Source organism: Humidisolicoccus flavus, assembly GCF_045689595.1.
Classification (GTDB): domain Bacteria; phylum Actinomycetota; class Actinomycetes; order Actinomycetales; family Microbacteriaceae; genus Humidisolicoccus; species Humidisolicoccus flavus.
The window spans coordinates 565,791-577,846 of the sequence record NZ_CP142724.1 but is presented as its reverse complement, the minus strand read 5'-3'; the positions used below and the strand labels follow the sequence as shown (position 1 = coordinate 577,846).

Below are 12,056 nucleotides of genomic sequence, written 5' to 3'. Positions count from 1 at the left end.
CAATGACCAACGAGAATCGAGTACTCCTCCACACCGACCGTGACGCACTGTGCGCATCGGTCGCGGCGCGCTTCATCACGAAGGTGATCGACCTGCTCGATGAACAGGAACGGGTCGACCTGTGTCTCGCTGGGGGCACAGTGGGAATTCAAACGCTCGGCGCCATCGCGGCGAACCCGGCATCACGAGGAATCGCGTGGGACCGAGTGCACTGCTGGTGGGGCGACGAACGGTGGCTCCCAGAAGGCGATCCGGAACGCAACGTAACGCAAGCGCGGGACGCGATTCTCGATGGCCTCGAGATTCCGACGGAGAACATTCATGCTTTCGCCGCCTCCGACGAAGGATTGTCGCTCGATGAAGCGGCGTCGCGGTACGCGGAAGACGTTGCAGAACTCGACGAGGCGCGAAGTTTCGATATCGCCTTCCTCGGCGTTGGTCCTGACGGTCACATCGCGTCGCTGTTTCCCGGACACTCGAGTGTCGCTGCAACGGAGCTGGTGATCGCAGAACGCGATTCACCAAAGCCACCGTCTGAACGACTCAGTTTGACACTGCCCGTGATCAACCGAGCAGACCGCATCTGGGTCGTGCTTTCGGGCGGGGACAAAGCTCCTGCCCTCGGTCTCGCGCTTGCCGGCGCACCCGCCGACGAAGTTCCGCTCTCAGGGGTGCGTGGCCAGAAGCGTACGGTCTTCTTCGTCGACCAGAGTGCAGCCGCGGAGGTTCCGGCGAACTTGATCGCAACCGGTTACGACCAGCCGTAACACTACGGAGCTTCCAGCTACAGGCAGCGAGAAGCCCCGCACGAGTATCTCGTGCGGGGCTTTTCGCGATCGTTCCGAATGAACGATGAGTCCCTACGCTTGACCGCGCTTCGCGCGAAGCTTCTGCAGTGCCTCTTCGAGGAGCTGCTCCGCTTCTTCTGCCGTGCGTCGTTCCTTCACGTATGCAAGGTGAGTCTTGTACGGTTCTGCCTTTGCGACCAGAGGAGGATTCTCCTTGTCGCGACCAGCGGGAAGCCCACTGCTCGGCGAATCGATCGTCTCTGGGATCTCCTCTTCGGGGAGGTCAGCAACGAAGTAACGGACCGTCTCGTTGCCGAGAGCGTCCCAGTACGAAATGGCGATGCGATCGGCGTGAAAGCCCCGATCCTGCTCGCCCATTGGGCCTGCGCCAACGCGCGACCCGCGGATTGCACTACCACCGGATGCCATTTATGCCCCCTGAAATTTTGTAATCAGACCGAGCGCGATGATCGCTCCGACCCAAACGAGTCCGAGAATCACGGTGTAGGCGTTCAAGTTTCGCTCAGCGACGCCCGACGAACCCATGCTCGAATTGATACCGCCGCCGAACATGTCGGAAAGACCGCCTCCGCGGCCCTTGTGCAGCAAGATCAGCAGGGTCAGCAGCACGCTGGTGATTCCGAGAATCACTTGAAAGATAACCTGGAGAATCTCCATGAGTGTGTAACGCCTTTCCTCGGCCTGATTGGGCCAGCGAACAGTCTAACAGCGAGGTCGAGTTTTAGGCAGTACCGACGTGGTCACGGAAGCGAGCGATCGCCGCGAACTCCTTGACGTCGAGGCTTGCGCCACCGACGAGCGCTCCGTCAACGTCGACCTGCTGCATGAAGCCAGCGATGTTTGCAGCTTTCACACTGCCGCCGTAGAGAATTCGGGTTCCTGCTGCTGCCTCTTCACCGCGAACCTTCGCAAGCGCGCTGCGCAGAGCGGCACAGACTTGCTGCGCCTGTTCGGCGGTCGCAGCCTTCCCAGAGCCGATCGCCCACACTGGTTCGTAGGCGACAACGATTTCGCCCGTCGCAGGCAACTGCGCGAGAATCGTCTCGAGCTGAGCGACGGGAACAGCGCTCGGACCGTGCTCTTCGAGATCCGCTGCGGTTTCACCGACGCAGATCACTGGAGTCACGCCTGCAGCCACCGCAGCCGCTGCCTTCTGGCCGATCAATTCGTCTGACTCGTGGTGGTACTCACGACGCTCCGAATGGCCGACAATCACATAGGAGCAGTCGAGCTTCGCGAGGAATGACGCTGCGATCTCTCCGGTGTAGGCACCGTTCTCCTGAGCCGAGACGTCCTGCGCGCCATAACGCACGGGAAGCTTCTCACCGTCGACGAGCGTCTGGACACTCCGAAGGTCAGTGAAGGGAGGGAAGACTGCAACGTCAACCTGAGAAAAGTCGTGATTTGCGTCTTGCAGCGTCCATGCGAGCTTCTGCACCAGCGCAATCGCCTGCAGGTGATCGAGGTTCAGTTTCCAGTTGCCTGCGATCAGTGGGATACGCGTTAGTTCCATCCGAGGACCTCCAGTCCGGGAAGTGCGGCGCCCTCAAGGAACTCGAGGCTCGCGCCACCACCTGTAGAAATGTGACCAAACTGACGGTCTTCGAAGCCGAGCGCACGAACAGCCGCGGCCGAATCGCCACCGCCGACGACACTCAGACCCTGGATCTTCGTGAGAGCCTCTGCGACGGCTTTCGTGCCATTGGCGAATGCCGGAAACTCGAAGACACCCATCGGACCGTTCCAGAACACGGTCGTGGATTCTTCAATGTGCGCGGCGAAAGTCTCAGCCGAGGTTGGTCCGATGTCGAGCCCGAGGCCTTTGTCGCCGAAGGATGAGGACTCGATATCGTTGGCCGGCACCACTTCGTTCGCAGCATCGGCGCCGAAGGATTCAGCGACCACGATGTCGGTCGGCAGAAGAATCTTCACTCCGCGCTCTTCAGCGTCGGCGAGGTACTTCTTGACCGTGTCGATCTGGTCTTCTTCGAGCAGGCTCGCACCAACCTTGAAGCCCTGGGCGGCAAGGAACGTGAACAACATTCCGCCACCGATGACGATCGAGTTCACTCGGGGAAGCAGATGTGCGATGACTCCGAGCTTGTCGCTCACCTTGGAGCCTCCGAGCACGACCGTATAGGGCGGCTTCGGAGAGTCGGTCAGTGCGCTGAGCACGTTGAGTTCTGACTCAACGAGCAGACCTGCGGCGGACGGAAGGATCTTCGCGATTTCGTAGACGCTCGCCTGCTTCCGGTGCACGACACCGAAGCCATCGGAGATGAACGCGTCCGCGCCCTCTGCGAGTTCTGCTGCGAATTCTGCTCGTTCGTCTTCGTTCTCGCTGGTCTCGCGTGCGTCGAAACGCAGGTTCTCCAAGACGAGTACCTCGCCGTCGGAGAGCTGCGCGCGAGCTTCGCGCGCAGCATCTCCGACAGTCGAAGGCACGAATTGCACTTCGCTCTCGAGGAGCTGCCCAAGTCGCTGTGCGACCGGAGCAAGAGAGTACTTCTCGTCGGGCGAACCATCGGGTCGTCCGAGGTGCGAGATCACAACGGTTCGTGCACCGGCTTCGATGAGACGCCGCAACGTCGGAAGCGATGCAGCGATACGACCTTCGTCGCCGATGACGCCCTCGTTGAGAGGGACATTCAGATCGCAGCGGATCACGACGGTCTTGCCGCTCAGGTCTCCGAGCTCCTCGAGAGTTTTCAGCATTAGAGCTTCGAACCCACGTACTCGGCGAGGTCGACGAGGCGGTTCGAGTAGCCCGCTTCGTTGTCGTACCAGGACGACAGCTTGACCTCGTTGCCGATGACCTTCGTGAGACCCGAGTCGAAGATCGACGAGTGCGGGTCACCGACGATGTCGGTCGAGACGAGTGGCTCATCGCTGTAGCGCAGGTAGCCCTTCAGCGGTCCGCTCTCGGCTGCGGTCTTGTACGCAGCGTTGATCTCTTCGACGGTCAGTCCATCGCGGGTCACGACCGTGAGGTCCGTGATCGATCCGGTTGGCACTGGCACGCGAAGCGCGAATCCGTCGAGACGACCCTTGAGCTCTGGGACGACGAGGCCGATGGCCTTTGCCGCACCAGTTGAGGTCGGGATGATGTTCAGTGCTGCTGCACGAGCACGGCGAAGGTCGGAGTGCGGACCGTCCTGCAGTACCTGGTCGGCGGTGTACGCGTGGATCGTGGTCATGAGGCCGCGCTCGATACCGAAGGTGTCGTTGAAGACCTTCACGAGTGGTGCAAGGCAGTTCGTGGTGCACGAAGCGTTCGAGATGACGTGGTCGTTCTCAGCGTCGTACTCTTCGTGGTTGATACCCATGACGAACGTGGGTGCCGGACCAGAAGCCGGTGCCGAGATGATGACCTTCTTCGCTCCGGCGTCGAGGTGCTTGCCAGCAGCCTCCGTGCTCGTGAAGCGACCAGTCGACTCGATCACGATGTCTGCGCCGAGCTCGCCCCACGGCAGAGCCGCCGGGTCGCGCTCGGAGAGTCCACGGAACGTGTTCCCACCGATGGTGATTGAGTCGTCGTCACTCGAAACGTCCACGCCGAGACGACCGGAAACCGAGTCGTACTTCAACAGGTGCGCAAGAGTTGCGTTGTCGGTGAGGTCGTTGACGCCAACGATCTCAATGTCTGCTTTTTGCTCGAGCATGGCGCGTACGAAGCCGCGTCCAATTCGGCCGAATCCGTTGATTCCAACCTTGATAGTCACAGATTTCTCCTCGTGATCTTTCTGAAAGGTGACGCGAAGACACGCGTCGATTGGGGGTTTAGCCGCGTGCTGCGTCGAGACGCGCCTGCGCGTCTTGCCAGTTCACGAGGTTCCAGAATGCCTTGACGTAGTCGGCTTTGACGTTGAGGTAATCAAGGTAGAAAGCGTGCTCCCACATGTCGAGCATGAGGATCGGCGTGGTGCCCACCGGCACGTTCGCCTGCTGGTCGAAGAGCTGGAAGATGTTCAAGCGCTGACCGAGGGAATCCCAACCGAGAACCGACCAGCCGGAACCCTGGATCGAGTTGGCAGTCGCCGCAAAGTGACCCTGGAACCCTGAGAAGGAACCGAAGTATTCGTCAATTGCTGCACGGAGTTCGCCCTCTGGCTCGCCGCCACCGTCGCCGGAAAGGTTGTTCCAGAAAATCGTGTGGTTCGTGTGACCACCGAGGTGGAACGCGAGGTCCTTTTCAAGCTTTGGAATGTTGGTGAAGTCGCCGGTTTCGCGGGATTCAGCGAGCTTGTCGAGAGCGGTGTTCGCTCCATCGACGTACGCCTTGTGGTGCTTCGAGTGGTGCAGTTCCATGATCTTCGCACTGATGTGCGGTTCAAGTGCTGCGTAGTCGTAGGGAAGTTCTGGGAGGCTGTAAACGGCCATGGTTCTATGCTCCTTCTACCTGCTATTTCGACATTCAATCTGCCGTGGACAATTCTAGTCCTCGACGTCGCCAAAACACCCGAGAGGATGTTCGCAAGGGGCGAAGTCGAAGTGTGTTCGGTCTTAATCCCTGCGAAGGTGCTCAGGAAGGTCTGCTTCGGTGCCAGGAATACCCTGATCCTTCGCAGCTTTGTCTGCCATTGCGAGCAGTCGGCGAATTCGGCCAGCGACCGCGTCTTTCGTGAGAGGCGGATCAGCGAAATGCCCGAGTTCGTCGAGACTTGCTTCGCGGTGTTGGAGCCGGAGCGATCCAGCATATGACAGGTGCTCGGGAACGTCATCGCCCAGGATTTGCAGCGCGCGCTCGACGCGAGCGCAAGCGGCCACTGCGGCCTGAGCACTGCGGCGGAGGTTCGCATCGTCGAAATTGACCAGGCGGTTTGCCGTTGCACGGACCTCACGTCGCTGACGGAGCGCCTGCCATTCCTTCACGGTCTTCGTTGCGCCCATGGTCTGCAGGAGCGCCGCGATCGGTTCGCCATCGCGAACGACGACGCGGTGCACTCCCCTGACCTCGCGAGTCTTCGCTTGGATTCCGAGCCTGCTCGCCGCACCAACCAGTGCCATTGCGGCCTCCGGGCCGGGGCAGACGACGTCGAGGGACGCACTTCGACCCGGGTCACCGAGCGAGCCGCCGGCGAGAAACGCTCCACGCCATACGGCGGCGAGATCTTCGACCGATCCGGTGGTCAGACGGTTCGGAAGACCGCGGACCGGCCGGCCACGAGCGTCCATGAGGCCGGTCTGCCGGGCAAGGGTCTCGCCCTGCTGGACAACACGGACGATGTACGTGTCCGACTTGCGGTTCGTGCCGGCTGAGATCACTGCCACTTCGGCCTTGACGCCATACAGGTCCTGCAGTTCACGACCGATTCTCCGCGCCACGAGCGCGGAATCGAGTTCGCTCTCGACTGCCACGCGATTAGAAATCACGTGCAGTCCTCCGCTGAACCTCAGGAGCGACGCAACTTCTGCGGCTCGGGACTGAGGTCGGGTGACACGAACCCTCGCGAGTTCGTCCTTTACATCTCCGGTCAGCGACACTTCGCTTGGCCTCCTGTGATCGTTACTCGCGACCGAGGTCGCGGTGTTTCAAGTTAACGACGACGCCGGGCAGCTCTGAAAACTGCTCTGCAAGTTTTGTTGCAATCGCAACGCTGCGGTGTTTTCCACCGGTGCATCCGATTGCGAACACGGCGTGGTGTTTGTTTTCTCGTTGGTAGCCCTCAAGAACTGGCGTGAGGGCGCGATGGTAGTGCTCGATAAAAGATTCGGCGCCTTCTTGCGCAAACACGTAGTCTGACACAGCTTTGTCTTGACCGGTGAGCTGGCGGAGCTCTGGCTGCCAAAACGGATTCGGCAGAAAGCGCATGTCTGCGACGTGATCGGCGTCGACGGGAAGGCCGTATTTGAAGCCGAAGCTCATGACGGTCAAGGTCACACCCGGGTGCCCGCCATGGCTGAACTGTTCGGCAACACGGGTTGAAAGCTGGTGGATGTTCAGATCGCTCGTGTCGATCAGCAGGTCCGCGAGGCCACGGATCCCTTGCAGGCGAGCGCGCTCGGTTGTGATGCCGTCGATGAGCGTCCCCGTGTCTTGCAGAGGGTGTGGCCGACGAACCTGCTCGAAGCGACGAACCAGGGTCTGATCGGTTGCCTCGAGGAACACCACCTGGACGGGAAAACCATCGCGCAGTTCTTGGATCAGTGCCATTGCGTCGTCGAAGAGCACGCCTCCGCGAACGTCGACAACGATTGCGAGCTTCGGAAACTCGTCTGCAGAAGAACGCACGAGCTCGACAAGAGCGCGAAGCATTGTTGGTGGCAGGTTGTCAACGACGTAGAACCCGAGGTCTTCAAGCGCGTTCGCGACGGTCGAGCGACCTGCACCTGACATGCCGGTAATGATGAGCACTTCGCGCGTTGGTGTCACAACTGCTCCTCATCTGTTGGCGGGACTGCTCCTTCAACTGTACCGGGGCTCAACCGAGCCGCGATCGTCTCGGCCAACTTCGGGCCGATACCTTCGACCTCCGCGAGGGCCTCAACGCTGGCAGCACGAACTCGCTTCGCCGAACCGAAATGGCGCAAAAGCGCCTTGACTCGCGACTCCCCGAGCCCGGCGATCGTCGAGAGCTCACTGGCGATCGCGCTCGAGCGCTTCTGCCGCTGGAACGAGATCGCGAACCGGTGGGCTTCATCTCGCAGTCGCTGAATGAGGAACAGAGACTCGCTCGAGCGCGGAAGGATCACCGGGTAGTCGGAATCCGGTAACCAGAGTTCTTCAAGCCGCTTTGCAATGCCGACGAGCGCAATTCCGGTTACTCCGGCAGCATCGAGGGCGCGTTTGGCCGCCTGCACCTGCGGTTTGCCGCCGTCAACAATGAGCAGCTGCGGGGCATAAGCGAACCGTGGGCGCTGTTCGCCTTCGATCTCGGGTGGTGCATGGAGGTATTTTGCGCGTCGAGTGATGACCTGGGCAATTGAATCGGTGTCGTCGGTCGATTCCGCAATCGCGAACTTTCGATACTGGTCTTTTCGAGGAAGACCATCTTCAAAGACGACCATCGAAGCGACGATATTTGTTCCGCCGAGGTGCGACACATCGAAACACTCGATTCGCAAAGGAGCTTCCGGCATTCCCAGTGCATCTTGAATGTCTTGGAGTGCCTGGGTTCGAGTGACGTAGTCGCTCGTTCGTCGAGTTTTTGCGACCTGCAGCGCGTGGGCCGCGTTCACGTTCGCGGAATCGGCAATTGCCTTCTTTTCACCACGCTGCGGAACACGAAGTGCAGTGCGCGAGTTCAGACCGGCAGCACCGCGTCGCGACTGCAACCAGAGTTCGAGCTCTTCAGAGTCGTTCGGAAGCAGCGGAACAAGCACTTCTCTGGCAGGTGCGTCGCTCCCCTCATACGCGATTCGGAGCATTTGCGACACGATTTCGGCCGGGCTGACGTCGAGTTCAGTATCGACGACCCAGGATTTCGTTCCTCGAATTCTTCCGCCGCGCACCATGAACAAGTGCACCGCAGCCGCGAGTTCGTCGTGCACGAGCCCGAACACGTCGGCATCGACGCCATCCCGGAGGACGACGGTGCTGCGATTCATGACGGTCTCGAGTGCGGCGAGTTGATCGCGAAGTGTCGCCGCGCGCTCGAACTCGAGACGACCACTCGCCTGCATCATTCGCTCCCGAAGTTCGGCCACGATCCCTTGATCGGCGCCAGCCATAAAGGCACTCAATTCACGAGCGCGACCGCGGTGATCCTCGACGGAGATCCTGCCGACGCAGGGCGCGCTGCATTTGCCGATATCGCCGAGGAGGCAGGGGCGATTCGTCTTGACCGCACGTTGAAAGATAGTCGAGCTACACGAGCGCATTGGGAATGCTTTGAGGAGGAGATCAAGTGTTTCTCGAATCGCCCAAACTTTCGTGTACGGACCGAAATAGCGCGCTCCCTTGATGTCGCGGTTCCTCGTCACGAGCACTCGCGGGACTTCATCTCCAAAGGTGATCGCGAGGTATGGATACGACTTGTCATCACGGAACTGCACATTGAACGGTGGATCGAACTCTTTAATCCAGGTGAATTCGAGCTGCAAAGCCTCGTATTCACTCCCGACGATCGTCCATTCCACATTCGTGGCGGTGAGGACCATTCTTCGGGTGCGTTCGTGCAAGCTCCGGAGCGGCTGGAAGTAATTCGACAGTCGGGAACGAAGGTTCTTCGCTTTTCCGACATACAGGATCCGGCCCTGCTCGTCACGGAACCGGTACACCCCAGGAGCGGTTGGGATCTCCCCAACCGCAGGCTTGTACGGGACCGTTTCTGACACTACTTCGCGAAAATCTCTTGAAGGAATCCGCCCGTGTGGCTCTCCTTCACCATTGCAAGTTCTTCGGGTGTGCCGGTTGCGATCAGTGTTCCACCGCCAGATCCACCCTCGGGCCCGAGATCGATGAGCCAATCACAGCTCTTGATCACGTCGAGATTGTGCTCGATCGTGAGGACCGTGTTGCCCTTTTCCACGAGCCCGTTCAGCACGAGGAGCAGTTTTCTCACGTCTTCGAAGTGCAGACCAGTGGTTGGCTCATCGAGCACGTAGATGCTCCGACCCGTCGAGCGCTTCTGAAGCTCGGTGGCGAGCTTGACTCGCTGCGCCTCGCCGCCAGAGAGCGTCGTCGCGCTCTGGCCGAGACGAACGTACCCGAGACCGACCTCGACGAGCGTCTTCAAGAAGCGATGGATCGAGGTGATCGGTTCGAAGAAGTCCGCAGCCTCGTCGATCGGCATTTCGAGTACTTCCGCGATGTTCTTTCCTTTGTAGTGCACCGAGAGCGTGTCGCGGTTGTACCGAGCACCCAGGCAGACCTCGCACGCCACGTAGACATCAGGAAGGAAGTTCATCTCGATCTTGATGGTGCCGTCGCCCGAACAGTTCTCGCAACGGCCGCCCTTGACGTTGAAGCTGAATCGGCCAGGGAGATAGCCGCGAGCCTTCGCCTCCGAGGTCTCAGAGAACAGTGTGCGGATCTTGTCGAATACACCGGTGTACGTCGCCGGATTCGATCGAGGGGTGCGGCCGATCGGCGCCTGATCGACATGGACGACCTTGTCGAGCTGTTCGAGGCCTGTGACCAGTTTGTGGCGGGCGGGAACTTGGCGAGCACCGTTCAAACCGTTGGCGAGCACCTTGTACAAAATGTCATTGATCAGCGACGATTTTCCGGATCCACTGACGCCGGTGACGCCGACGAAGAGCCCGAGGGGAATATCGACATCGATGTTCTGCAGGTTGTTGGCCTTCGCGCCAAGAATCTGCAGTTTCCGGTCTGGGTCTACGGGGCGGCGTTGCGAGGGCACAGGAATGCTCTTGCGTCCCGAGAGGTAGTCGCCGGTCAAGGAATTCGTGTTCGCGAGGAGGCCCTCGTAAGAACCCGAATGTACGATCTCGCCACCGTGCTCTCCGGCACGCGGGCCAACGTCGATAATCCAGTCAGCGGTTCGGATCGTGTCTTCGTCGTGTTCGACGACGATGAGTGTGTTTCCGAGCTCTTTCAAGGCGATCAGCGTCGAGATCAACCGGCGGTTGTCCCGCTGGTGCAAACCGATCGAGGGTTCGTCGAGCACGTACAGCACTCCGGTGAGTCCGGAACCGATCTGCGTGGCGAGTCGGATTCGTTGCGCCTCGCCACCAGACAGACTCCCGGCAGCACGAGCGAGCGTGAGGTAGCCGAGGCCGACCTGAATCAGGAACTCGAGTCGCGAGCGGATCTCGCGAAGCACCGCTGCAGCGATCTTGACCTCACGCTCGGACAGCTCGAAGCCGTCGACGAGGGCGAACGCTTCGAGCAGGCTGAGGTTCGCGAACTCCGCAATTGAGCGGTCTGCCACATGCACGGCAAGGACTTCTGGGCGCAATCGCGCTCCGTTGCAACTCGGGCATGGGATCTCGCGCAGGAATTCACCGTGGCGCTGTCGGGACCAGTCCGAGTCGGCCTCCATGAACTTGCGGTGAATGTAGGGCATCAGACCCTCGTACCCGCTGGCGTATTTGATCTCGCGGCCGAAGCGGTTCCGCCATGCGATCATCACGTTTCCGTCGGTTCCATCGAGGATGATCCGTCGGACGTCCTCATCGAGGTCTTCCCACGGCGTATCGAGCGAGAAGCCGACGTCCTTGGCAAGACCTTTCATGAGGCGCGCGAAGTAGGTGTAGAGCCCCTTTCCGGTCTGCGTCCATGGAAGGAGCACGCCGGCGTTCACCGACAGCGATGGGTCGCCGAGAACGAGTTCCTCGTCGACGGCCATCTTCGTTCCGAGACCGGTGCAATCCGGGCAGGAGCCAAACGGGGCGTTGAACGAGAATGTTCGCGGTTCGATCTCAGTCAGGACAACGGGGTGACGATTCGGGCAAGCGAGTCGCTCACTGAAGATCCGCTCCCCTGCCTTCGAATCGTCGTCGACGAAATCGATCTTGACGAGACCGTCGGCCAATCGAAGCGCGGTCTCAAGTGAGTCGGTGAGTCGAGTGAGCATCCCGGAGTCAGCAACCATGCGGTCGACGACAACGGAGATGTTGTGCTTCACCTGCTTTTTCAGGACGGGTGCCTCTGAGAGTTGCACGAGCTCGCCGTCGATCACTGCGCGTGAGTACCCGGTCGCGGTCAGGTTACGGATGAGGTCGACGAACTCACCCTTTTTCTGCTGAACGACAGGCGCAAGGATTTGAAATCGCGTGCGTTCGGGAAGTTCCATCAGCTCGTCGGCGATCTGCTGCACCGTCTGACGTTGAATCTTCTCGCCACACACCGCACAGTGAGGAACTCCGATGCGCGCCCACAGGAGGCGCATGTAGTCGTAGATCTCGGTGATCGTGCCAACGGTTGAGCGAGGGTTCCGGTTGGTCGACTTCTGGTCGATCGCGACGGCCGGACTCAGGCCCTCGATGAAATCGACGTCTGGCCGATCCACTTGCCCGAGGAACTGACGAGCGTACGCAGAAAGAGATTCGACGTAACGACGCTGCCCCTCGGCGAAGATCGTGTCAAAGGCGAGCGACGACTTGCCTGAGCCGGACAGGCCCGTGAACACGACCAAGGAATCTCTCGGTATTTCGAGGTCGACGTTTTTGAGGTTGTGGACGCGTGCTCCGCGGACTTTCAGCTCTGGGGACAGTGCAGTAGTCGGGCGGGCAGGTTGGGTTGCAGACTCGCGAGGGCTCACCAATACAGTCTACGGACCACCACCGACATGGAAGCCGTGCCAGGAGTCTTGTGGTTGCGGACACAGCAAGAGGGTGGCG

Annotated in this window: 11 protein-coding genes; 1 reads left to right on the top strand and 10 read right to left on the bottom strand. The window is 60.2% G+C overall.

Annotated elements, in window-relative coordinates:
• The first annotated feature begins 2 nt into the window (after positions 1 to 2).
• On the top strand, positions 3 to 767 hold the full coding sequence (gene pgl / locus U2H20_RS02745; RefSeq protein WP_430592975.1) for a 6-phosphogluconolactonase: 765 nt from the start codon (positions 3 to 5) through the stop codon (positions 765 to 767).
• A 93-nt stretch (positions 768 to 860) separates the two neighbouring features.
• Here pgl and U2H20_RS02740 read toward each other — a convergent pair whose 3' ends face one another.
• From U2H20_RS02740 to uvrA, 10 genes are all read right to left on the bottom strand, one after another.
• Positions 861 to 1,217 (bottom strand): RNA polymerase-binding protein RbpA, encoded by a 357-nt coding sequence (locus U2H20_RS02740; RefSeq protein WP_430592974.1) that lies wholly within the window; start codon positions 1,215 to 1,217, stop codon positions 861 to 863.
• Positions 1,218 to 1,466 carry a preprotein translocase subunit SecG gene (gene secG / locus U2H20_RS02735; protein ID WP_430592973.1) on the bottom strand — a complete coding sequence of 83 codons (249 nt, stop codon included), beginning with the start codon at positions 1,464 to 1,466 and terminating at the stop codon, positions 1,218 to 1,220.
• 64 nt (positions 1,467 to 1,530) lie between these two features.
• On the bottom strand, positions 1,531 to 2,322 hold the full coding sequence (tpiA, locus tag U2H20_RS02730) for a triose-phosphate isomerase (RefSeq protein ID WP_430592972.1): 792 nt from the start codon (positions 2,320 to 2,322) through the stop codon (positions 1,531 to 1,533).
• Positions 2,313 to 3,524, bottom strand: a complete 1,212-nt coding sequence (locus tag U2H20_RS02725) for a phosphoglycerate kinase (protein WP_430592971.1) — start codon at positions 3,522 to 3,524, stop codon at positions 2,313 to 2,315. The genes tpiA and U2H20_RS02725 overlap by 10 nt, the downstream gene beginning before the upstream one ends.
• Positions 3,524 to 4,531, bottom strand: a complete 1,008-nt coding sequence (gap, locus tag U2H20_RS02720; protein WP_430592970.1) for a type I glyceraldehyde-3-phosphate dehydrogenase — start codon at positions 4,529 to 4,531, stop codon at positions 3,524 to 3,526. Before gap ends, U2H20_RS02725 begins: the two co-directional genes overlap by 1 nt.
• A gap of 58 nt (positions 4,532 to 4,589) precedes the next feature.
• A complete protein-coding gene (locus tag U2H20_RS02715; RefSeq protein WP_430592969.1) occupies positions 4,590 to 5,189 on the bottom strand; it encodes a superoxide dismutase in 600 nt (199 codons plus the stop codon).
• A 123-nt stretch (positions 5,190 to 5,312) separates the two neighbouring features.
• A complete protein-coding gene (gene whiA / locus U2H20_RS02710) occupies positions 5,313 to 6,293 on the bottom strand; it encodes a DNA-binding protein WhiA (RefSeq protein ID WP_430592968.1) in 981 nt (326 codons plus the stop codon).
• A gap of 22 nt (positions 6,294 to 6,315) precedes the next feature.
• Positions 6,316 to 7,146, bottom strand: coding sequence for an RNase adapter RapZ (rapZ, locus tag U2H20_RS02705; RefSeq protein ID WP_430593580.1), 831 nt, complete (start codon positions 7,144 to 7,146; stop codon positions 6,316 to 6,318).
• A 32-nt stretch (positions 7,147 to 7,178) separates the two neighbouring features.
• Entirely contained in the window at positions 7,179 to 9,086 is a 1,908-nt protein-coding gene (uvrC, locus tag U2H20_RS02700) for an excinuclease ABC subunit UvrC (protein ID WP_430592967.1), read from the bottom strand.
• A complete protein-coding gene (gene uvrA / locus U2H20_RS02695; protein WP_430592966.1) occupies positions 9,086 to 11,977 on the bottom strand; it encodes an excinuclease ABC subunit UvrA in 2,892 nt (963 codons plus the stop codon). Before uvrA ends, uvrC begins: the two co-directional genes overlap by 1 nt.
• Positions 11,978 to 12,056: the final 79 nt, after the last annotated feature.